General features: G+C 72.1%; 17 protein-coding genes. 12 read left to right on the forward strand and 5 right to left on the reverse strand.

Annotated features, from left to right (window positions below; translation table 11 throughout):
* The first annotated feature begins 25 nt into the window (after positions 1–25).
* The 3 genes from purH (at position 26) to ACYU8V_RS20365 (ending at position 3,057) form a co-directional block, all read left to right on the forward strand.
* Positions 26–1,621, forward strand: a complete 1,596-nt coding sequence (gene purH / locus ACYU8V_RS20355) for a bifunctional phosphoribosylaminoimidazolecarboxamide formyltransferase/IMP cyclohydrolase (RefSeq protein WP_460849985.1) — start codon at positions 26–28, stop codon at positions 1,619–1,621.
* 237 nt (positions 1,622–1,858) lie between these two features.
* Entirely contained in the window at positions 1,859–2,716 is an 858-nt protein-coding gene (locus ACYU8V_RS20360) for a bifunctional methylenetetrahydrofolate dehydrogenase/methenyltetrahydrofolate cyclohydrolase (protein ID WP_460849986.1), read from the forward strand.
* Positions 2,713–3,057, forward strand: a complete 345-nt coding sequence (locus ACYU8V_RS20365) for a DUF3017 domain-containing protein (protein WP_460849987.1) — start codon at positions 2,713–2,715, stop codon at positions 3,055–3,057. Before ACYU8V_RS20360 ends, ACYU8V_RS20365 begins: the two co-directional genes overlap by 4 nt.
* A 93-nt stretch (positions 3,058–3,150) precedes the next feature.
* On the opposite strand, the gene ACYU8V_RS20370 is transcribed toward ACYU8V_RS20365, so the two are convergent.
* Entirely contained in the window at positions 3,151–4,137 is a 987-nt protein-coding gene (locus tag ACYU8V_RS20370) for a malate dehydrogenase (protein WP_460849989.1), read from the reverse strand.
* A 103-nt stretch (positions 4,138–4,240) separates the two neighbouring features.
* On the opposite strand from ACYU8V_RS20370, the gene ACYU8V_RS20375 reads away from it, so the two are divergent.
* Entirely contained in the window at positions 4,241–4,915 is a 675-nt protein-coding gene (locus tag ACYU8V_RS20375) for a hypothetical protein (protein ID WP_460849990.1), read from the forward strand.
* A gap of 21 nt (positions 4,916–4,936) precedes the next feature.
* Here the strand turns inward: ACYU8V_RS20375 and ACYU8V_RS20380 are convergent, their stop codons facing one another.
* Positions 4,937–5,974, reverse strand: a complete 1,038-nt coding sequence (locus ACYU8V_RS20380; RefSeq protein ID WP_460849991.1) for an MIP/aquaporin family protein — start codon at positions 5,972–5,974, stop codon at positions 4,937–4,939.
* Between the two features lie 197 nt (positions 5,975–6,171).
* On the opposite strand from ACYU8V_RS20380, the gene ACYU8V_RS20385 reads away from it, so the two are divergent.
* On the forward strand, positions 6,172–8,361 hold the full coding sequence (locus ACYU8V_RS20385; protein ID WP_460849993.1) for an NADP-dependent isocitrate dehydrogenase: 2,190 nt from the start codon (positions 6,172–6,174) through the stop codon (positions 8,359–8,361).
* Positions 8,362–8,674: 313 nt separating this feature from the next.
* Here ACYU8V_RS20385 and ACYU8V_RS20390 read toward each other — a convergent pair whose 3' ends face one another.
* Together ACYU8V_RS20390 and ACYU8V_RS20395 are read right to left on the reverse strand one after the other, a co-directional pair.
* A complete protein-coding gene (locus ACYU8V_RS20390; RefSeq protein WP_460849995.1) occupies positions 8,675–9,880 on the reverse strand; it encodes a hypothetical protein in 1,206 nt (401 codons plus the stop codon).
* Between the two features lie 77 nt (positions 9,881–9,957).
* Complete coding sequence (locus ACYU8V_RS20395; RefSeq protein ID WP_460849997.1) at positions 9,958–10,620, reverse strand: DUF5995 family protein; 663 nt, start codon at positions 10,618–10,620, stop codon at positions 9,958–9,960.
* 31 nt (positions 10,621–10,651) lie between these two features.
* Here ACYU8V_RS20395 and ACYU8V_RS20400 point away from each other — a divergent pair, with 31 nt between their 5' ends.
* The 7 genes from ACYU8V_RS20400 to ACYU8V_RS20430 all read left to right on the forward strand — a co-directional run bounded on the left by ACYU8V_RS20400 (position 10,652) and on the right by ACYU8V_RS20430 (position 21,495).
* Entirely contained in the window at positions 10,652–11,320 is a 669-nt protein-coding gene (locus tag ACYU8V_RS20400) for a DNA alkylation repair protein (RefSeq protein WP_460849998.1), read from the forward strand.
* A gap of 58 nt (positions 11,321–11,378) precedes the next feature.
* Positions 11,379–14,903, forward strand: coding sequence for an ATP-binding cassette domain-containing protein (locus ACYU8V_RS20405; protein ID WP_460850000.1), 3,525 nt, complete (start codon positions 11,379–11,381; stop codon positions 14,901–14,903).
* Positions 14,904–14,977: 74 nt separating this feature from the next.
* On the forward strand, positions 14,978–16,678 hold the full coding sequence (locus tag ACYU8V_RS20410) for a sensor histidine kinase (RefSeq protein ID WP_460850002.1): 1,701 nt from the start codon (positions 14,978–14,980) through the stop codon (positions 16,676–16,678).
* A complete protein-coding gene (locus tag ACYU8V_RS20415) occupies positions 16,648–17,328 on the forward strand; it encodes a LuxR C-terminal-related transcriptional regulator (protein ID WP_460850004.1) in 681 nt (226 codons plus the stop codon). Before ACYU8V_RS20410 ends, ACYU8V_RS20415 begins: the two co-directional genes overlap by 31 nt.
* 238 nt (positions 17,329–17,566) lie before the next feature.
* Complete coding sequence (locus tag ACYU8V_RS20420; RefSeq protein ID WP_460850006.1) at positions 17,567–19,069, forward strand: cellulase family glycosylhydrolase; 1,503 nt, start codon at positions 17,567–17,569, stop codon at positions 19,067–19,069.
* Between the two features lie 18 nt (positions 19,070–19,087).
* Entirely contained in the window at positions 19,088–20,218 is a 1,131-nt protein-coding gene (cax, locus tag ACYU8V_RS20425; protein WP_460850007.1) for a calcium/proton exchanger, read from the forward strand.
* A 35-nt stretch (positions 20,219–20,253) separates the two neighbouring features.
* Positions 20,254–21,495, forward strand: coding sequence for an MFS transporter (locus tag ACYU8V_RS20430; RefSeq protein ID WP_460850010.1), 1,242 nt, complete (start codon positions 20,254–20,256; stop codon positions 21,493–21,495).
* Here the strand turns inward: ACYU8V_RS20430 and ACYU8V_RS20435 are convergent.
* Positions 21,479–22,090 carry a TetR/AcrR family transcriptional regulator gene (locus ACYU8V_RS20435; protein WP_460850011.1) on the reverse strand — a complete coding sequence of 204 codons (612 nt, stop codon included), beginning with the start codon at positions 22,088–22,090 and terminating at the stop codon, positions 21,479–21,481. The two genes, ACYU8V_RS20430 and ACYU8V_RS20435, sit on opposite strands and share 17 nt — an antisense overlap.
* Positions 22,091–22,100 lie beyond the last annotated feature (10 nt).

A 22,100-nucleotide genomic window follows, 5' to 3' on the forward strand; every position in this document is an offset into this window, starting at 1 on the left:
CCACCGACCGATGAGGAGCCCCTCCATGTCTGCCACGTCTTCCACTCCCGACCGGATCAAGATCAAGCGCGCGCTCGTCTCCGTCTTCGACAAGACGGGCCTCGAGGACCTGGTGCAGGGTCTCGCCGCGGCCGGCGTCGAGCTGGTGTCGACCGGCGGCTCGGCCGCCCTCATCGAGTCGCTCGGCCTGCCAGTGACCAAGGTCGAGGACCTCACCGGCTTCCCCGAGTGCCTCGACGGCCGGGTCAAGACGCTGCACCCGCGCGTGCACGCCGGCATCCTCGCCGACCGCCGCCTGGAGTCCCACGTCTCGCAGCTCGGGGACCTCGGCGTCGAGCCGTTCGATCTGGTGGTCGTGAACCTCTACCCGTTCGCGGCCACGGTCGCCTCCGGCGCGGGCGTCGACGACTGCATCGAGAAGATCGACATCGGCGGCCCGTCGATGGTCCGCGCCGCCGCCAAGAACCACCCGTCGGTCGCGATCGTCACCGACGGCGCCGACTACGCCCGCGCGCTCGAGGCCGCGCAGGGCGAGGGGTTCACCTACGAGGAGCGCAAGGCGCTGGCCGCGAAGGCGTTCGTGCACACGGCGACGTACGACGTCCAGGTGGCCTCCTGGATGGGCTCGGTGCTCGTCGACAGCAGCGAGGGCACCGGCTTCCCGGCCTGGATCGGCGGCACCTACGACAAGGCCGCCGTGCTGCGGTACGGCGAGAACCCCCACCAGAAGGCCGCCCTCTACCTCAACGGCTTCGGCCCGGCCGGGCTCGCGCAGGCCGAGCAGCTGCACGGCAAGGAGATGTCGTACAACAACTACGTCGACACCGACGCCGCGCGTCGGGCCGCCAACGACTTCGCCGAGCCGGCGGTCGCGATCATCAAGCACGCCAACCCGTGCGGCCTCGCGGTCGGCGCCGACATCGCCGAGGCGCACGCCAAGGCCCACGCGTGCGACCCCGTCTCGGCGTTCGGTGGCGTCATCGCCGCCAACCGGCCGGTGACGGTGGAGATGGCGAAGCAGGTGGCCGAGGTCTTCACCGAGGTGATCGTCGCGCCGGCGTACGAGGACGGCGCCGTGGAGATCCTCCAGGGCAAGAAGAACATCCGGATCCTGATCGCGCCCGCCGACGGCGGCTCGCCGGTCGAGACCCGGCCGATCTCCGGCGGCCTGCTGATGCAGACCGTCGACCACGTCGACGCCGAGGGCGACGACCCGTCGACCTGGACGCTCGCGACCGGCGAGGCGGCCGACGAGGCCACGCTCGCCGACCTCGCGTTCGCCTGGAAGGCCTGCCGCGCGGCCAAGTCCAACGCGATCCTGCTCGCCAAGGACGGCGGCTCGGTCGGCATCGGCATGGGCCAGGTCAACCGGGTCGACTCCTGCAAGCTCGCCGTCGAGCGGGCCAACTCCCTGGCCGAGGGCGTCGCCCGCGCCGAGGGATCCGTCGCCGCATCCGACGCGTTCTTCCCGTTCGAGGACGGCCCGCAGATCCTGATCGACGCCAAGGTCAAGGCCATCGTCCAGCCCGGCGGCTCGGTCCGCGACGAGCTCACGATCGAGGCGTGCAAGGCTGCCGGGGTGACGATGTACTTCACCGGCACCCGCCACTTCTTCCACTAGTCGCCTCCGGGCCGAGCGTGTCGCCGCTGTCGATGTCTCGTCGGACTTGCTCGCTCGGCTCCTCCGGTCGCTCGTTCCTCGCTCCCTTCGTCGCCTCGCTCTCGCGCCCGACCTCGACATCGGCGGCGCCACGCTGCCGGCCTTCCGGCCTGCGCGGTTGGCTTGGCAGGGCGTCGCCTCGGTCTGGCGGCAAGACTTGGGTGACCCTGTTGTCCGTTCCTCTGAAAGGATGTCGATGTGACTGCGCAGAAGCTGGACGGCAACGCGACCGCCGCCGCGATCAAGGGCGAGCTCAAGGCCCGGATCGCCGCGCTGGCCGAGCAGGGGATCACCCCGGGGCTCGGGACGGTGCTGGTCGGGTCGGATCCCGGCTCGACCTGGTACGTCAACGGCAAGCACAAGGACTGCGCCGAGGTCGGCATCGCCTCGATCCGCGAGGACCTGCCCGAGACCGCCACGCAGGAGGAGATCGAGGCCGCCGTCGCCCGGCTCAACGCCGACCCGGCGTGCACCGGCTACATCGTGCAGCTGCCGCTGCCCAAGGGCCGCGACGAGAACCGGGTGCTCGGCCTGATCGACCCCGCCAAGGACGCGGACGGCCTGCACCCCACGAACCTGGGCTGGCTGGTGCTGGGCAACGAGGCGCCGCTGCCGTGCACGCCGTACGGCATCGTCGAGCTGCTGCGTCGCCACGGCGTCGAGATCAACGGCGCGGAGGTGTGCGTCGTCGGGCGCGGTGTCACCGTCGGCCGGCCGATGGGCCTGCTGCTGACCCGGCGCTCGGAGAACGCCACCGTCACCCTGTGCCACACCGGCACCCGTGACCTCGCCGCGCACGTGCGCAACGCCGACATCGTGGTCGCGGCGGCCGGGGTGCCGGGCATCATCTCCGCCGACATGATCAAGCCCGGCGCGGCCGTGCTCGACGTCGGTGTGTCGCGTGTCGACGGCAAGATCGCCGGCGACGTCGCCGACGAGGTCTGGGAGGTCGCGGGCTGGGTCTCGCCGAACCCGGGTGGCGTCGGACCCATGACGCGGGCCATGCTGCTCGCGAACGTCGTGTCGATGGCGGAGAAGGCTGCCGCCACCGCGTGACCGAGCAGCAGGTGGAGATGACCGAGGACCAGGCGCCGGAGCAGGCCCCCGAGGAGGGGCCGCGACGCTACCCCTCAACGCTGGGTGGCGCCTTCTACATCGGCGTCGTCCTCACCGCCGCGGCCGGTCTCGCGATCGTCGGCTTCGGCGGGTCGTGGCGGGTCGGGATCCGGGTGCTGTCCGGTGCCCTCGCCGCTGCCGGCCTGCTGCGCCTGGTCCTGCGTGACCGGGACGCCGGCATGCTCGCGGTCCGCAACCGCTGGCTGGACGCGGCCCTGGTGATCGCCGCCGCGGTCGCTCTCACGATCCTCTCCATCACCATCCCCGACCAGCCGGTCTGATCCTCTCCGGGTTGGTGTGGGCCAACCACACCGACCCCGTCGACGACGAAGGCCGGCCCCGCAACGGAACCGGCCTTCGACGTCGATCGTTGATCAGATGAGGCCCAGCTCGGTGACGGCGGCCTTCTCCTCGGCGAGCTCGGCGACGCTGGCGTCGATCCGGCCGCGGGAGAAGTCGTCGATCTCGAGGCCCTGGACGATGGTCCAGTCGCCACCGGCCGTGGTGACGGGGAAGGACGAGATCAGGCCCTCCTGGACGCCGTACGAGCCGTCGGAGACGACCGCCATCGACACCCAGTCGCCCTCCGGCGTGCCGTTGAGCCAGTCGCGGGCGGCGTTGCAGGTCGCCGAGGCGGCGGACGCGGCCGAGGAGGCGCCGCGCGCGTCGATGATCGCGGCGCCGCGCTTGGCGACGGTCGGGATGAAGTAGTCCTCGATCCAGGACTGGTCGCCGACGACCTCGGCGGCGTTCTTGCCGCCGACCTCGGCGTGGAAGAGGTCGGGGTACTGGGTGGCCGAGTGGTTGCCCCAGATCGTCATCTTCTTGATGTCGTTGACCGAGGCGCCGGTCTTCGCCGCCAGCTGCGAGATCGCGCGGTTGTGGTCCAGGCGGGTCAGCGCGGAGAACCGCTCGTTAGGGATGTCGGGCGCGTTGGTCATCGCGATCAACGCGTTGGTGTTGGCCGGGTTGCCCGTCACGCCGATCCGTACGTCGGACGCCGCGACCTCGTTGAGCGCCTTGCCCTGCGCGGTGAAGATGGCGCCGTTCGCGGAGAGCAGGTCGCTGCGCTCCATGCCAGGCCCGCGCGGCCGCGCGCCGACCAGGAGCGCGAGGTTCACGCCGTCGAAGATCTTGGTCGGGTCCGAGCCGATCTCGATGCCGGCCAGGTCCGGGAACGCACAGTCGTCCAGCTCCATCACGACGCCCTCGAGGGCCCCCAGCGCGGGCTCGATCTCGAGCAGCCGCAGCTCGATCGGGCGGTCGCCGCCGAGGGCGCCGCTGGCGATGCGGAAGAGCAGGCTGTAGCCGATCTGGCCGGCGGCGCCGGTCACGGCCACCTTGAGCGGACTGGTGCTCACGAGTAACTCCTTGTGGTCTGAGGGGACTCCGCGAACGTAGCAGCGCAACGCCGGGTAGCGGGAGGAGGCCGCCCACCGGAACGGCACTGGGACAATCTGATCCGTGGCCTCCTGCAGGAGTACGACGAAGCGCGCCGGTGCGGCAGCGACGGTGCTCCTGGCGACGGTGCTCTCCACGGTGCTGGCCGGGTGCGGCACCGGCGCGCCGGCGTACCCGCCGACGGGGGTGGACGGACTGCAGATCCCGACCGCGTCGCCGGCTCCGCGCGACTTCGTGGCGGTCGTCGACAACCCCTGGTTCCCGGTCGTGGCGGGCACCCGATGGGTCTACCGGACGACCGGGAGCCCGCTGCGGACTACCGTGGTCGCCTCGGCCGGCCCCGTCGTCGACGGGGTGGCGACGGCGATGCTGACGACCACCGAGCCGGGCTCGGCCACCACCCGCGACTACTACGCCCAGGACCGTGCCGGGAACGTCTGGTGGTTCGGCCGCGCGGGGGAGTGGCGAGCCGGCGACGGGGTCGGCGCCGGGCTGGCGATGCCGGCCGCGCCGCGTCGCGGGGACGGCTACTGGATGGCCTCGGCGGGCGACCTCGGGGTGCGCGGCGTCGTGGTCGACACCGACCGGTCGTGGACCGCCCCGATCGGCAGCACCCGGGCCGCGGTCGTGATCGAGGTGGTGCGGGGCAGCACGGCCGACATCGAGACCTTCTCGCCCGGTGTGGGGATGGTCCGGAAAGGCCAAGCGGGGCTGGTGTCCTACACCAGCCCCGCCTGAGGGTCCTCTGCTACGCCCGAGCTACTGCGGCGGACGCACCATGGTGTGCTCGCCACCGTCCTGCGGCGGCTGCCAGCCTCCCTGGACCTCACCGCCGAGCGGCGCCTGGCCGGCCTGCGGCGCCTGCGGGGCGGGCGGGGCCTGCGGGGCCGGGATCCACTGCTGCGTGGCCGGGTCCCACTGCCAGCCGTCCTGGATGATCGGCTGCTGCGCGGCGGGCTGCTGGCCCCACTGCTGGGCGAAGGCCTGGTCGGCCGCACCGCCGCCACCGCCGCCGAAGCGGAGGCCCGAGCCGGGGACCGGGTCGGCGTCGCGACCGAAGATCAGCGGGTAGAGCAGCCCGGAGATGGCCGCGCCGATGAGGGGCGCGACGATGAAGACCCACAGGTCCTTGAGACCCTCGCTGCCGCTGAACAGCGCGGGACCGATCGAGCGGGCCGGGTTGACCGAGGTGCCGTCGATGGCGATGCCGACGAAGTGGATCGCCGAGAGCGCCAGGCCGATCGCGAGCGGAGCGAGCCGCTGCGCCGGGTTCCGGGCGTCGGTGACCGCCAGGATGATCAGCACGAAGATCGCGGTGAGCACGATCTCGGCGATGAGGGCACCCCACCAGGCCATGTGGTTGTAGTCGTCGCCGAACCCGTTGCGGCCCAGGCCGTTGTCCGAGGCGCTGAAGCCGTCGAAGCCCTTGAACACGACGAAGAGCACCAGGGCACCGACGATGGCGCCGACGATCTGCGCGACGACGTACAGGCCGGCGTCCTTCCACGCGACCCGGCCGCCGAGGGCAGCGCCGACGGAGACGGCGGGGTTGAAGTGGCCCCCCGAGACGCGACCGAAGGCGTAGACGGCCATGACGATGGCCAGGCCGAAGGCCAGGCCGACGGTGCCGACGAATGCGGCGAAGCTGTCGCCGCCGTCGTGCGCGGCCCAGGTCATGCCGGTTGCGGCGCCGCAGCCGATGACGACGAGGATCAAGGTGCCGATGAACTCGGCAGCGAGCTTCTGGACAAGGGATGGGGCGACGGGTTCGTCGATCGCCTGCACTACTTCTGTCATGTGGGTAGTCCTCTCCTCGACTCGGTCCCCGGAAACAAGCAGGATGCAGGAGCAACCCTAGTGTTGCGGGCCCCGGTTGCCTGGCACCCAGTGCGGTGCAAGGCTGAGCCGGCACCCGAGTCCTGGCTCGATGAGATATCTTGACGTCAAGATTATCTGTACGCCGCAGGTCGACCGATCCCTAGGAGACGCTCCCGATGCCGAGCATCATCTACACCCACACCGACGAGGCGCCGCTGCTGGCGACGTACTCCTTCCTCCCGATCGTCGAGGCGTACGCCGCCAAGGCCGGAGTCGCCTTCGAGACGCGTGACATCTCGGTGGCCGCGCGCATCCTGGCCCAGTTCGGGCTGGCCGACGACGCGCTGACCGAGCTCGGCGAGCTGGCGAAGACGCCGGAGGCGAACATCGTCAAGCTGCCCAACATCTCCGCCTCCATCCCGCAGCTCAAGGCCGCGATCAAGGAGCTGCAGGCGAAGGGCTACGACGTCCCGGACTACCCCGAGTCGCCGGCCACCGACGAGGAGAAGGCCATCGCGGCGAAGTACGACAAGGTCAAGGGCTCGGCGGTCAACCCGGTCCTGCGCGAGGGCAACTCCGACCGTCGCGCGCCGCAGAGCGTGAAGAACTACGCCAAGACGCACCCGCACACCAACAAGCCGTTCACCGAGGGCTCGAAGACCAACGTGGCGACCATGGCCGCGCACGACTTCAAGGACAACGAGAAGTCGGTGACCCTGGCCCAGGACGACACCCTCTCGATCGTCCTGGAGACCGAGAACGGCGAGAAGGTCACCCTGCTCGAGAGCCTCCCGGTGCTGGCCGGCGAGATCGTCGACGCCACCAAGATGTCGGCGGCCGACCTGGACGCCTTCCTGGTCAACGCGCTCGCGCGGGCCAAGGCCGACGACGTGCTGTTCTCGGTCCACCTCAAGGCGACGATGATGAAGGTCTCCGACCCGATCATCTTCGGCCACGTGGTGCGCGCCTACTTCAAGGATGTCTTCGAGCAGTACGGCGCCGACCTGGCCGCCGCGGGCCTGTCCGCCAACGACGGCCTCGGCTCCATCCTCGCCGGCCTGGACGCGCTGCCGAACGGGGCCGAGATCAAGGCGGCCTTCGACGCGGCCCTGGCCTCCGGCCCCCGGCTGTCCTACACCAACTCCGACAAGGGCATCACCAACCTGCACGTGCCCTCCGACGTCATCGTGGACGCCTCGATGCCCGCGCTCGTCCGCAACGGCGGCCGGCTCTGGGGCGCCGACGGCGGCGAGGACGACACCCTCGCGGTGATCCCGGACAGCTCCTACGCGGGCGTCTACCAGGCCGTCATCGACGACGTGAAGCGGAACGGCCCGCTCGACCCGGCCACCATCGGCACCGTCCCGAACGTCGGGCTCATGGCGCAGGCCGCCGAGGAGTACGGCTCGCACAACAAGACCTTCGAGATCGCCCAGGCCGGCACGGTCCGCGTCCTCGCCGCGAACGGCGACGTGCTCCTCGAGCACGACGTCGAGGCGGGCGACATCTGGCGCGCCTGCCAGACCAAGGACATCCCGGTCCGCGACTGGGTGAAGCTGGCCGTGACCCGCGCCCGCGCCTCGGAGACCCCGGCCATCTTCTGGCTGGACGAGAGCCGCGCCCACGACGCGGAGATCATCAAGAAGGTCAACGCCTACCTGCCCGAGCACGACACCGAGGGCCTGGACATCAAGATCCTCGCGCCGTCGCTGGCCTGCTCGTACTCCCTGGAGCGGATGCGCAAGGGCGAGGACACCATCTCGGTGACCGGCAACGTGCTGCGCGACTACAACACCGACCTGTTCCCGATCCTCGAGCTCGGCACGTCCGCGAAGATGCTCTCCGTCGTGCCGCTGATCGCGGGCGGCGGCCTGTTCGAGACCGGTGCGGGCGGCTCGGCCCCGAAGCACGTGCAGCAGCTGGTCGAGGAGGACTACCTGCGCTGGGACAGCCTGGGTGAGTTCTTCGCCCTCGTCCCCTCGCTGGAGAAGTACGCCGAGCAGGCCGACGCTCCCGCCGCGACCGTGCTCGCCGCCGCGCTGGACCGCGCGACCGGCACCTTCCTCAACGAGGACCGCTCGCCGGGCCGCAAGCTCGGCACGACCGACAACCGCGGCTCGCACTTCTACCTCGCGCTCTACTGGGCCGAGGAGCTCGCCGCGCAGACCGACGACTCCGACCTCGCGGCGACCTTCAAGCCGCTGGCCGAGACGCTGCGCGCCAACGAGTCCAAGATCGCCGAGGAGCTGATCGCGGTCCAGGGCAAGCCCGCCGACATCGGCGGCTACTACTACCCCGACCCGGAGAAGACCTCCGCCGTCATGCGGCCGAGCGCGACGCTGAACGAGGCGCTCGCCAACTTCTGATCGGTCGCAGACGTCCGACGGCCCCGCCTCCTTCTGGAGGCGGGGCCGTCGGTGTTCGGGGGTCGCATGCAGATGACCCAGGACAAGACGTGGATATCGGTGGGTGAGCCGTTGTGCGACCGTGCGCGTCGGCAGGCTGAACGACGTCCCCGTGAGTCGCAGAGCGTTGCCGGCCGTGTAGGTGGGCGCGTCAGCGCCTCGTGAGGCGGGGCCGAGTCTGCACGGTGACCGTGGTCAGCCGATGTCGTGCCCGATCGGCGAGGTCGGACACGGGCAGGATTCTCCCGGGCTGCGTTCGGTCATTGCGCCGCGGTCAAGGCACGCAGATCGCCCACGCCCGCAAGTAGTACCTCTGCCCATAGCTGTTGCCGCCGCGAACGTGCCAGTCTCCCGGGCTGCTGCCGTTGGGCTCTTCTGGCCAGCTGTCGCTGGTCACCAGGCCGACACCGGCGACCACCGCACCGCCGCTGTCGGTCCAGACCGCACCCCCTCCGCTCGGGTAGGGCGCGTCGGTCGGGCAGGTGGCGTAGGTGTTGCCGTTCTGGTTGGGGTCGACAGGAACAGTTCCCGGCGACGCGTAGCGCGGCCGCATGTCCACACATGATGTGTTTCCGGACAGATCAGACCCCTCCGAGACACTGCCACTCGCACACCGAGACGGAATGACGGCGCCCCGGCACGTCCAGGAGTCCCCGTTCCACTGCGGCACCTCAGGGTACGAGCACCCTTGCGGGAGCTGGAAGTTCGACGAGATCCCGATCTGCCCACCGCTGATCGTGAGGCCGGTTCCGGCCGTGTATGACGCTCCGTCCGCACCCTTTGCGCCGTTGCAGGCGTACGTCGTCCCGCTGGCCGACACGAACTTCGCCCCGCCGTTGGGGCAGTTGGTGCCCGCAGGCTCGGACGTGCTCGTCACGCTGGTGCCGTTGGCGCCCGGTACACCCTGCGCGCCGATGTCGCCCTTCGGTCCGGCGGGGCCGGTGAGTCCGGTCGCGCCGGCGTCGCCCTTGGCACCCGTCGGGCCGGCAAGCCCGGTGGGGCCGGCGGGTCCTGTGGCGCCGCGGCTGGCGAGGAGGCCCCAGTAGGTGGTGTTGGTGGGCGCCGTACCGACAGGTGGGTTGGCCTTGGCGACGTATGACGAGCCATCCGAGGTGACGACGTCGAGGACGTTGTAGTCGACCGTGGCGCTGTAGGCGCCCTTGGAGGAGTAGCCCTTGGACCAGTTGACGGTGGTCTCGTTGGTGGTGCACTTCTTGCCGGCCTGGGCGTCGATGATGCGGACGGCGGCGGTGGTCTTGTTGACGCAGCCGGTGATCGTGCCGGTCGAGGACGAGGGCACGGTGGCGAGCGCGGCGGTGGTGCCGGCGATGGCGAGGAGGGTGGCGGAGACGGCGCCCAGGACCGCGGTGCGCCGGCTGGGCCGACGCAAGCGGCGGCGTGGTCGGCCTCGGTCGAGGGCGGCCTCGAGGGCCTCGATCCGGTCGAGCAGCGCGGCGGTGCTGAGGTCGGGAGCGTCCATGTCCCGAAGGTAGGGATCGGTGGGCCGGTCCCGCGCCGGTGCTGACCTCCGGATCGAAGGGGTGGCTACCTTCCCCGTCAGTCCACGCGGGTGAGCAGGAGCCGGGACCCCATCCCGACCGCCCGCCCCAGGGCGTCGTGCTGCAGTCCGGTGAGCAGCGAGCTGCCTCGGATCTCCCACAGCAGGCAGACGGTCGCCCACGCGGCCTCCCGCGCCATCTCGATGTCCCAGGCACTCACCAGATGCGCGACCCGACCGATGCGGTCGTCCACCGCACGCTCGGCCCGGTCGAGGAACGAGCGCCGGATCTCGGCCTCGACCGAGGCCAGCAGGTCGTTGACGCGCTCGTAGTCGGTCCGGATCGAGGACGGCTCGCGGTCGTTCGCAACGCAGCTGGCGACGACCGCGAGCGGCAGGTCGTGCTCGATGTGCGCGTTCATGCCCGCCAGGGCGAACTGGATCGGGAGGAGGGGATCGTGGCGGCGCTCGAACAGGGGCGCCCAGGCCCGCGAGGGTTCCGTGGCGTCGTACGCGCCGAACCAGTAGCGCGCGAAGGTGACGTCGAGCTGCGCCATGAAGGGGCCGTCGGTGAAGGTGCTGCCGGCGCGCAGCAGTTCGTCCACGCTCCGCGTCACCCGGAGGTAGATCGCGTTGAAGACGGCGACGCCGTCGCTCGGCTCGAGCTCCCCGTCGATCGCGGTCATGCGGGCGATGACGTCCTGCACCGTGCTCAGGTCCATGCCTCGACCCTAGGGCGGCTAGGTTCCGGAGGTGACCGTTCTCGTCGACCTCATCCGGGCGGCGCTCCGCTCGGCGGCCGACCCGTCCCTGGCGCCGGGTCAGCAGGCGTACATGAAGTCGGAGATGCCCTTCCTCGGCGTACGGGTGCCGCAGGTGCGCCGCATCGTCAAGGAGCAGGTCCGTGACGCAGGCATGGCGAAGGACGGGCGTGCGCTCGCTGCCGCGAGCCTGCAGCTGTGGGACGAGGCGAGCCACCGCGAGGAGAGGTACGCCGCGAGCGAGCTCCTCGCGCGACCGGTGCTCGCCGGCGACTGGACGCTGGTGCCCCAGCTCGAGCACATGGCCCGCACCGGTGCCTGGTGGGACCACGTCGACGGGCTCGCGCACCGGGTCGCCGCGCTGCACGACGCGCACCCGGTCGCCACGGCCGTCCTGGTACGCCGATGGGCGGTCGACGACGACCTCTGGATCCGCCGCCTCGCCATCATCGGCCAGCTCGGGCGCGGTGACCGGCTCGACCGCGAGCTCCTCGCCGCGACCATCCGGCCGAGCCTCGCCGACCGGGAGTTCTTCCTCCGCAAGGCGATCGGCTGGGCGCTGCGCGACGCCGCGCGCGCCCACCCGGACTGGGTCCGCGCCTTCGTCGCGGACCACGACCTCAGCCCGCTCAGCAGGCGTGAGGCCCTCAAGCACCTGTGACCCGGGGCCGCAGATAATCCGGAGGAAGTTGTCGGTGGCAGCAACTACTCTCGTCTGAGTGACGACGACGTTGACCCGGGCAGCCGCGCCCGCCGCCGAACCCGTCGTTCCCGATCCCAGCCGGCGGGTCGATTGGCGCCGCCTGCGCCGCCCCGCCGCGGGCTTCGCGGTCGGAGCCGTGGCGCTCGCGGCGATCGGTCAGGCGCTCGGCACCGTCGTGGCGGGCCGGATCGCCAACCACCCGACCGGCACCCTCCTGACCTGGCTCGCGGTGTGCGTCGTGGGCGCCGCCACGATCGACACCATCGGCCGCGTGGTCTGGGCCGGCGTGGTCGACCGCGCCGAGGGCAGGCTGCGCGGCGACCTGCTCAGCGCGGCCCTCCAGCAGCCGCTCGAGCACCTCACCGAGCAGGCCGTGGGCGAGGTGCTCGACCGGGTCGACGACGACACCCACGAGGTCGGCACCCTGCTGCGCCAGCAGTTCTGGATGGCCATGCGCACCGGCTTCGCCGTGGTGCCGATGTGGCTGGTCGCGGGGTTCACCTGGTGGCCCGCGTTCCTGCTGTTCCCGGCCGTCGGCGTGGTCACGGCGACCGTGATGCGGCCCGCCCTCGCCGAGATCGCGCGCCGCAAGGTCGTCGAGGAGGCGGCCTGGACCGACCATGCAGCCGCGCTGGAGGAGGGCGTCGCCGGGCGCGACGACCTGCGCACGAGCCTGGGCCAGCCCTTCGTCGTACGACGCCTTGCGGAGCTGTCCGCCGACGTGCACGCGAAGTTCCTGCGGGTGCTCCGGATCGAGGCCCGGCTCGCGATCGTGGTCGGGATGCTGCTCAACGGGCTGCTCGCGATCATCGCGATCTCCGGTGTGCTGCTCGTCGGCGGCGACCACCTGGGCGTGGCGCGGCTCGTGACGCTCTTCCTGGTCACCTCGATCTTCGTGGGCCAGATCAACAACCTGGCCCACCAGCTGCCCGACATCCAGGCCGGCCTCGGCGCCGTCCTGCGGCTGCGCCAGCTGCTGGCCGTCGAGGCCGAGCCGGTCGGCGGCGAGGCCGTGCCGTCGGGCGCGCTCGACCTCCGGATCCGCCACCTCGACTTCGCCTATGAGGAGGGGAAGTTCGCGCTCCGCGACGTCAACCTGTACGTCGAGGCCGGGCACACCCTCGCGCTCGTCGGCCGGACGGGCTCGGGCAAGTCCACCCTCGCCTCGCTGCTGTCGCGCGCCTCCGACCCCGCACCGGCGACGGTCTTCCTCGGCGGGGCCGACATCACCACCCTGGACCTGCACGAGCTGCGCCGCCGGGTCGGCGTCGTCACCCAGCGCACCGAGATCCTGGCCGGCACCCTGGCCGACAACATCACCCTGTTCGCGGCGGTCCCGCGCGAGGAGGTCGTGGCGGCGGTCGACGAGCTCGGCCTCACCGACTGGGTGGCCGGCCTGCCGGACGGTCTCGACACCCTGCTCGGCCCCGGCGGCACCACCCTCTCGGCGGGCGAGGAGCAGCTGGTGGCGTTCGCCCGGCTGCTGGTCCGGCACGTGCAGCTCGTCGTCCTCGACGAGGCGACCGCCCGGATGGACCCGGTCACCGAGGCGCGCGTCGTGGCGGCTGCCGACCGGCTGCTCAGCGGCCGCACCGGCATCCTGGTCGCCCACCGGCTGAGCACCATCGAGCGCGCCGAGGCGGTCGCGGTGCTCGACCACGGCCGGGTCGTCCAGCACGGTCCGCGCGACGAGCTCGCGGTCGTGGACGGCCCGTTCCGGCGGCTGCTCGCGGCCAGCGACACGGCGGGCTTCGCCGACGGGGAGCCGGCGGAGCCGGCTGAGCCTCTCGACGGGCTCGAGGCGGGGGTGGGTGGCCGGCGGCGTACCGGCGAGCCGCCGCAGCGTCCCGAGGTCGCCACCGGCCCCTCCCTCGCGCGCGGCATCTGGCACGCGCTGTGGGTCCGGCCGTGGTGGGGCGCCTGGTCGGTCGCGCTGTTCCTGGGCGGCACCGTCTTCGCGCCCCTCGGCGCGCTCACCGGCTACGTGTGGGGCCGGATCGTCGAGCGGCTCGAGGCGGGGGAGTCCGCGACCGCGCTCGTCGCGGTGCTGGTGGCGTCGCTGCTGTTCGCGCCGGTCCTGCTGGCCGATGCCTTCCGGCGCTACCCGCGGTGGTGGATCGAGGTGATGCTGCGCGTCCGGATGAACGTGCTGCTCGGCCAGGTCCGCAGTCACCGCCTGCCGCGCACGCCACCGGGCGAGGTGGTCGCGCGGTCGATGGATGCCGACCGCTACGCGAGGTACGCCGACCGCTGGGTCGACTTCGTCAACGGCCTCCTCATCGCCGGCATCACCATGGTGGCGGGCGGCACCTGGCTAGCGGGCGGGGTGCTGCTGGTCGTCATGACGACCAGCGCGGTCGCGTCCTCGATCGGTCGCCCGATCGCGGGCCGCTCCGCCGCGCGCTCCTCAGCGGCCCGCGCGCGGTTCGGCCGCGCGGTGGTGTCCGCGGTCGAGTCGGCCCGCACGGTCAAGCTCGCCGGCCGCACCCCGCAGGTCCACGCGCACCTGCGCCGCGTCGACAGCGGGCGCGTGGACGCGGCCGTCTTCGAGCACCGGGTGCAGGCGGTCCTCGACGGCGTACCCATCGTGATGGTGCAGGTCGGCGTCGTCGCCGCGTGGGCGCTCTACCTGCGCGACGTGTGGGGCCTGGCCACCGCGCTCCTCGTCGCGACCGCGGTCAACGGCTTCGACTGGTTCGGCCGGGTCGCCGGCGCCGTCGTCACCGAGGCGCCGGGCGTGCGCGCCTGGCAGCGGGCCACCTCCGGCTTCGCGGGAGGCGTCGACCTGATGGAGCTGCCCGCGGGCGTCGACCTCGTCGCCGGCGCGGCGCCCGACCCGGTCGCGCCCGACCGGGTGCGGCTGGAGCGGCTCGAGCTGGCCGGCTACACGGCGGTCCACGACGACGGCACGATCGGTGCCGACTCCGTCGACCTCACCGTCGAGCGCGGCGAGCTGGTGCTGCTGGTCGGCCAGGTCGGCTCGGGCAAGTCCAGCCTGCTGTCCTCGCTGGCCGGCCTCATCGACCACCGCGGCACCCTGTGCTGGAACGGGGCGGACGTCGGTGACGCCGAGGTGTTCCTGCGTCCCGGACAGGTCGCGCACGTCGCCCAGGTGCCACGGGTGCTGTCCGGCACCTTCGCCGACAACGTCCAGCTGGGTCACGACCGCGCCTTCGAGCGGCCGGTCGCCGCGGCCCGCCTCGCCGAGGACGTCGCCGACGCGGGCGGCGCCGACGCCGTGGTCGGTCACCGCGGCGTACGTCTCTCCGGCGGGCAGGTCCAGCGCCTCGCCCTGGCGCGCGCCCTGGCGACCGATGCCGAGCTGCTGCTCGCCGACGACGTGTCCAGTGCGCTCGACGCGGCCACCGAGATCGAGCTCTGGTCGGCGCTGCGCGAGCGCCACACCACCGTCATCGGCGCGACCTCGAAGCGCGCCGCGCTGGCCCAGGCCGACCGGGTGGTCGTCCTCGTCGACGGTGGCATCGCGGCCGTCGGCCCGTGGGCGGAGCTGGCGGCGGACTGGGGCCACCTCGCCGGCTGACCTGCCGAGACCGGTACGACAAATTGTGGCTAACTCGGTAGGGGGCCGTCCCGCGGACCACTAGCCTGCGCTCCGTGGGGACCAGGGGGCGCAGCAGCAGCGCGCCGTGGCCGGAGTGGGCGCTGGCGGGCGTCGTCGGCCTGTCGAGCCTGACCGTCCTGCTCGAGCCCCGCGACACCGCGCACCCGCTGATCGGCCTGCTGGAGGGCGCGCTGATCGTGTTCCTTGCGATGGCGGCGGCGCTGCTCGCCGACGACGAGGCCCAGCGGGGCAACGCCACGCTCCTGTGCCTGGTCGGGGCGTGCCTGGCCATCGAGCACCTCCGCTTCCAGGACGACACCCCGTTCCCGCTGATGAGCTGGATCGCCGGGCCCCTGGCCGGAGCGATGCTGGCGGTCGTGCTGGTCCGGTTCCCCGGACCGCGGCTCTCGCCGCGGGGGCACCGCTGGGCCAGGGCCGCCATCGTCGTGCTGGTCGTGACCCGGCTGACCGTGACCGTGACGCCCGATCACCTCCGCCAGGGCTGGTGGCCCACGCTGCCCCTGCCCACCCGCGTCGCAGACCTGGGGCTGAAGCTCGGCAACGCCTACATCCTCGTCCTGGCGGCCTGGTTCCTCGGCCTGATGGGCTGGCGGCTGACCCACAACAAGGGCGCGGCCCGCCATGAGCTCGCGCCGGTCGTGTTCGCCGCGATCGGCGCCACGCTCGCTGTCGCCGGTCACGTCGTCTCGGTGTTCGGCGGCCACAACCTCGAAGGCCTCGGCGTGCTCGTCGTCGAGCAGCTCGGTCTGCTCGCGGTGCCCGCGGGATTCATCTTCGCGGCCCTCAGCATGCGCACGGCGCGAGGAGCGGTGGGAGACCTGCTGCTGCAGGTGCGGGCGTCCAGTACGCCGACCGAGATCGAGGCCTCCCTGGCGACGACGCTGTCCGACCCGGACCTGACGCTGTTCGTCTGGGCCGCGGAGGAGGGGCACTGGCGCAGGGCGTCCGGCCACCGGCAGAACCCGGTCGCGGACGCGAGCCAGCTGGTGGTCCGCGTCGACGCCGAGAACGGCGGCCCGCTCGCCGCCATCGTGACCGATGCCTCGATCGCCCGGCACGGGCAGCTCGTGGATGCGAGTGCTGCGGCGGTCCGGCTGGCACTGCAGAACGCCGCGACGATGGGACAGCTGCGCCGGTCACGGACCCGGCTCGCCCAGGCGGAGCTGGCCGAGCGCAAGAGGCTGGAGCGGGACCTGCACGACGGGGTGCAGCAACGCCTGCTCGCCCTCGGGATGAGCCTGGACCGCGTCGTCCATGCCGCATCGGACGACCACACCCGAGCCCTGGCGACCGCCGCCGCCGGACAGGTGCGGGAGGCGATCACCGAGCTGCGCGACCTCGCCCGGGGCATCCTGCCGGCCGTGCTCACCCAGAGCGGGCTGGCTGCCGCGGTCGAGAGCGCGGCCGAGCGGCTGCCCCTGCTCGTGACCAGCGCGGTGCCGGGCCGCCGCTGGCCGATGGCGACCGAGGCGACGGCGTACTTCGTCATCTGCGAGGGGCTCAGCAACGTGGTCAAGCACGCCCGCGCGGAGCGGGCCGAGGTCGAGGTCGGCGACGACGGCCGGATGCTGGTCGTCGTGGTGCGGGACCAGGGGGTGGGTGGTGCCGATCTGGCCGGTGGATCCGGGCTGCTCGGTCTGCGCGACCGGGTGACGGCGCTCGGCGGTTCGTTCATGGTGGAGTCGAGCAAGGGGGTGGGGACGTGCCTGACAGCGACATTGCCCTACGAGTAGCGATCGCCGAGAACAGCGTGCTCTTCCGCGACGGCCTCGTGCTGCAGCTCCAGGCCGCGGGCGTTCAGGTCATCGCCCAGTGCGGGTCGGCCGACGAGCTGCTCGCCGCGCTGGAGCAGATCAGCCCCGACCTGGTGCTGATGGACATCCGGATGCCACCGACCGAGACCGACGAGGGCATCCGCGCTGCCGCGGTGGTCCGCGATCGCTACCCCGAGCTGGGGATCCTGATCCTGTCGACGTACGCCGAGTCGACGTACGCCGCCGCCGTCCTCGCCATCTCCGATCACGCCATCGGGTACCTGCTCAAGGACCGGGTGACCGATGTGGGGGCCCTTCTCGACGCGATCCAGCGGATCGCGCTCGGCGAGTGCGTCATCGACCCCGGTGTCGTGGGATCGCTGATCGCCCAGCCGCCGCGCCGTGGCGACCTGGCGCGCCTGACCGAGCGGGAGCGTGCGGTGCTGCAGCTCATGGCCGAGGGCCGGTCGAACGCGGGCATCGCGTCCGAGCTGTCCCTCACCGTGCGGACCATCGAGGCGTACACCGCCGCGATCTTCGCGAAGCTCGGCCTGCTCGACGACGCGCAGACCAACCGCCGGGTGGCCGCCGTCATCGCCTGGCTGCGGGGCGCGCACACCGTGGTGTGAGGCCGCCCTCATCCGACCCTGGGGCTAGCACGGTACCGGCAGGGGCGGACTCCTCCCTAGCGTTGCCGACTGCAGAACTCTGCAGAGCTCTGCGGGACGGTCAGGGCGGTGGGGCGCCGGGCCGGCTCGCAGGGAGTGATCTCGGGGGCGATGCGGTGTGGCCGACGACCTGGGGGACGCCGGCCACACCGCACCGTCGGCCTTGACGGGGCTCGGGCCACCGGTCATCGTGGCCAGCATGAAGTGGAACAGGTTCTCGTTCTCGGTCGCGATGCTGGGGACGGCGGCCGTGCTCGCCGCGGCCGTCGGGGGACAAAGCCCCGCCAGCGGTACGACGACGCCGGCGCCCCGGCCCGCCACCCACGGCCACTTCGCGACCGCGCCGGACGGGCGGGTGGTGATCACCCACGGCGTGAACATGGTCTTCAAGCGCCCGCCCTACTCCGCGGACGCCGCTGGGTTCGGGCCGGAGGACGCCCAGTTCCTGCGCGACAACGGCTTCACCAGCGTCCGGCTCGGCGTGATCTGGAAGGCCGTCGAGCCCCAGCCCGGCGTGTACGACGACACCTACCTCGCCGAGATCCGGCGCGAGGTCGCGATGCTGGACTCCTACGGCATCTCCAGCCTGCTCGACTTCCACCAGGACATGTGGAACGAGCGGTTCCAGGGCGAGGGGGCGCCGGACTGGGCCGTGCTCGACGGCGGCCTGCCGAACCTGCCGCTGCAGGGCTTCCCGGTCAACTACTTCGTCAACCTGGCCGTGAACAGGGCCTTCGACAGCTTCTACGCCGACGCGCCGGGGCCGGGAGGGGTCGGCCTGCAGGAGAGGTACGCCGCCGCCTGGGCCCATGTGGCGTCGTACGTCAGCCAGAGCCCGGGGGTGATGGGCTTCGACCTCTACAACGAGCCGTGGCCCGGCACGCTCTACGCGACCTGCATCCCGCTCGGCTGCCCGCTGCTCGACCAGCAGCTGCAGGCCGCCGAGCAGAAGATGATCACCGCGATCCGCCGGGTCGACCCGGCGACGCCGATCTACTACGAGCCGAACACGCTCTTCGCCGACGGCATCCCGAGCACGGTCCACCCGTCGGGGACCAACCTCGGATTCTCCTTCCACGACTACTGCGTGACGGCCGAGGTCGGTTCGTCGGCGGGGCCCGTCGGACAGCTGGTGTGCGACGCCACGAACGGGATGACGTGGAGCAACGCCGCCGCCAACGCGGGCGCCTCCGGCGCGACCCCGCTGCTCACCGAGTTCGGCGCGACGACCGACCAGCCGACGCTGACCGGGGTCGCGGACCTCGCCGACCAGCACCTGACCGGCTGGATGTACTGGGCCTACTGCGGCTGCGACGACCCGACGACGACCGGCCCCGGCACCGAGCAGGCGCTGGTGTTCGACCCGACCAAGGCCCCGACGGGCGACAACGTCGACTGGGCCAAGATGTCGGCGCTCGTGACGCCCTACCCGGAGCTGACTGCGGGCACCCCGACGGCGTACCACTTCGACCGGGGGACGAAGACCTTCACGGCGAGCTGGTCGACGGCACGCTACGGCACGCTCGGCAGCTTCCCGGCCGGCGCGCGCACGGTGATCTCCACGCCGGCGTACGTCTATCCGCGGGGGTACGACGTCGCCGTCACCGGCGGGCACGTCGTCTCCGCCGCCGGGGCGGACCGGCTCCTGGTCGCCCAGGACACCGGCGCCGCCAGGGTCGCGGTCACCGTCACGTCGCGCTGATCGGTTAGCGTGCCCCGCGTGACCACGGGAACCACGGGAACCACAGGGACCTCGCAGCCGATGCTCGTCCGCAGCGACCTGATCCAGCTCGGCGGCGGCGCCGCGGCGACGGTGCTCGCGGGCGTCGCCCACTACGCCGACTGGCCGGGCTGGCTGGCGTTCGTGGTCGCGGCGATCGCGGTCGCGCTGCTCGCGAGCGTCGTCGGGCTCAGCGTCGAGCAGCTCGGCGACCGCTTCGGACCCGGCGCGACCGGCGTCCTGCAGAGCGCGCTCGGCAACCTGCCGGAGCTGTTCATCTGCCTGTTCGCCCTCAAGTCGGGGCTGGTCGGCGTCGTACAGGCCGCGCTGATCGGGTCGATCCTGAGCAACCTGCTGCTGGTGATGGGCGCTGCGTTCGTGGTCGGCGGCATCAAGCACGGCTCGCAGAGCATCGACTCCGGGCGGGCCCGCACGATCTCGGTGCTGATGATCGTCGCGGTGACGGCGATGGTGTTCCCGTCGCTGACCAAGCTGGAGGGCCACGGCCAGGCGGGATCGGGCGCGGGCGGCCACGAGCAGGCGCTGTCGATCGTGATCTCGGTGGTGCTGCTCGGCCTGTTCGCGCTGACCCTCCCGGCCTCGCTGAGGAAGGACAACTCCACCGGCATGGCCAACGCCGACGCCGACGCGCCCCCGCACGAGGCGGCGCGGTGGCCGGTCTGGCTGGCTGTGGGGATGCTCGCCATCGCCGGCCTGCTCGCCGCGTTCGTGTCCGACTGGTTCGTCTCGGCGCTGACCCCGGCCATGAACTCGTGGGGCATCAACGAGACCTTCGCCGGTCTGGTCATCGTCGCCATCGCCGGCAACGCGATCGAGAACGTCGTCGGCCTCCAGCTCGCCGCCCGCAACCAGTCCGAGTACGCCTTCCAGATCGTCATCAACTCGCCGCTGCAGATCGCGCTGGTCCTGGCGCCGCTGCTGGTGATCCTGTCCAGCCTCCTCGGCTTCACCGCGCTGACGCTGGTCTTCTCGCCGGCCCTGGTGGTGGCTGTCTTCCTGGCGGTGCTGATCGCCGCGGTCATCACCATCGACGGTGAGTCGAACTGGATCGAGGGCGCCTCCCTGATCGGGGTGTACGTCGTGATCGCGGCCTCATTCTGGTGGGGCTAGGAATAACCCGAGGGTGGCCTCGGGTTGCCGCTTCAGTGACCGCGACCGAGACGAGCCCTGACGAGTCGACCGTGCAGGTCGCGACCGCCCGCCCCGGCCTGGCGATCCTGGCGCTCTCCGTCGGAGGGTTCACGATCGGCACCACCGAGTTCATGACCATGGGCGTGCTGCCCGAGGTCGCCCACGGCGTGGGCATCTCCGTGCCGACGGCCGGCCACGTGATCTCGGCGTACGCGCTGGGGGTGGTGGTCGGCGTACCGATCCTGGCGTTCTTCGGGGCCGCCCTGCCGCGCCGGGCCATGCTGGTCGGCCTGATGGCGGCGTACGCCGGCTTCAACGTGCTCTCCGCGCTCGCGCCCAGCTATCCGGTGCTGGCCCTGGCTCGCTTCCTGGACGGCCTGCCGCACGGCGCCTACTTCGGGGTGGCGAGCCTGGTGGCCGCCAGCCTGGTCGTGCCGGAGCGTCGCGGCCGGGCCGTCGCGGGCGTGATGCTCGGGCTGTCGGTGGCCAACGTGGTCGGCGTGCCGTTCGCGACCTGGCTGGGTGAGAACGTCGGCTGGCGGGCGACGTACCTGACCGCGGCCGCTCTGGCCGTCGTCACCGTCGTCGGCGTCCTCGCGGCCGTGCCGAGCGTGGCGGGCGACGCCACCGCGAGCGGCCGTGCGGAGGCGCGCGAGTTCTTCAGCAACGGCCAGGTCTGGCTGACGATGGCGGCGGGCGCGGTCGGCTTCGGCGGGCTCTTCGCCGTCTACTCCTACGTCGCCAAGACCGTCACCGAGGTCGGCGGCCTCGCCACCGGCACCGTGCCGCTGTTCGTGCTCGCCCTCGGGCTCGGCATGGTCGTCGGCACCTGGGTCGCCGGTGAGCTCGCGGCGATCTCGGTCTTCCGCAGCCTGATCGGCGGGGGAGCGGCGAGCGGCCTCTTCCTGCTCGTCTACTTCTTCGTCGCCCCCACCGGCTGGTGGCTGCTGCCCGTGGCCTTCCTGGTCACCGCGAGCGGCTCGGTGCTCGTCATCAACCTGCAGCTGCGGCTGATGGACGTCGCCGGCAACGCGGTCACCCTCGGTGCCGCCATGAACCACGCCGCCCTCAACGTGGCCAACGCGCTCGGCGCCTGGCTGGGCGGCCTGGTCATCGCCGGTGGCCACGGCTACCGCTCGCCCGCACTCGTCGGGGTGGGGCTGAGCGTCCTGGGGGTGCTGATCCTGCTGCTGTCGGCGACCCTGCACCGGCGGGACGCGGGCTCCGCCGTCGCGGACCTCAGCCGTACAGCTTGAGGAAGCCCCGGGACGCCGCTCGCACGATCTCGGCCGGCTCCGCCCGGATCGCGCCGTCGAGCCACGCCGTGATCAGCTCGGCCATGCCGCCGATGAAGAGCAGGCCGGCGAGCTCGTCCTCGGCCGCGCTGTCCTCGGGGAGCTGCAGCCAGGCCCGCGCCTCCTCGGCGGTGCGGTGGGCGAAGTGCCGCAACAGCTCGGTACGCCGCTGCCGCAGCTCGGGCATCGATCCGGCCTCGACGATCGCCACCCGGCCCTTGCGCGGGTCGGCGGCGAGATAGTCCACGAACGCCTCCACCATCGCCTGCGTGCGGGCCGCCGGGTCGTCGCCCGCGGCGTCGGCCGCTGACGTGGTGGTCTGCTCGATCTCGACCGCGACCGCCTCGAGGACGGCTCGCAGCGCCTCGTCGAGGCCGCCGAAGCTCTCGTAGAAGTACCGCTCGGTGAGTCCTGCCTCGGCGCACACCGCCGTCATCGTCGTACGCCGCGACGGGTCGGCCCAGACCTCGAGCGTGGCATCCATCAGGCGGGCCCTGCGCTCGGCCGCCCGGTCCTGCGCGGACACCCCTCGATAGACCCCCGACTGCACCGCCATGGGGCCAGCC

Source organism: Nocardioides ultimimeridianus (assembly GCF_054777895.1).

Bases quoted from the DNA above. Each gene is read 5' to 3' on its own strand.
- purH (WP_460849985.1), top strand. From the start codon at position 26: ATGTCTGCCACGTCTTCCACTCCCGACCGGATCAAGATCAAGCGCGCG.
- ACYU8V_RS20380 (WP_460849991.1), bottom strand. From the start codon at position 5,974: ATGACAGAAGTAGTGCAGGCGATCGACGAACCCGTCGCCCCATCCCTT.
- ACYU8V_RS20385 (WP_460849993.1), top strand. From the start codon at position 6,172: ATGCCGAGCATCATCTACACCCACACCGACGAGGCGCCGCTGCTGGCG.
- ACYU8V_RS20390 (WP_460849995.1), bottom strand. From the start codon at position 9,880: ATGGACGCTCCCGACCTCAGCACCGCCGCGCTGCTCGACCGGATCGAG.
- ACYU8V_RS20395 (WP_460849997.1), bottom strand. From the start codon at position 10,620: ATGGACCTGAGCACGGTGCAGGACGTCATCGCCCGCATGACCGCGATC.
- ACYU8V_RS20420 (WP_460850006.1), top strand. From the start codon at position 17,567: ATGAAGTGGAACAGGTTCTCGTTCTCGGTCGCGATGCTGGGGACGGCG.
- ACYU8V_RS20435 (WP_460850011.1), bottom strand. From the start codon at position 22,090: ATGGCGGTGCAGTCGGGGGTCTATCGAGGGGTGTCCGCGCAGGACCGG.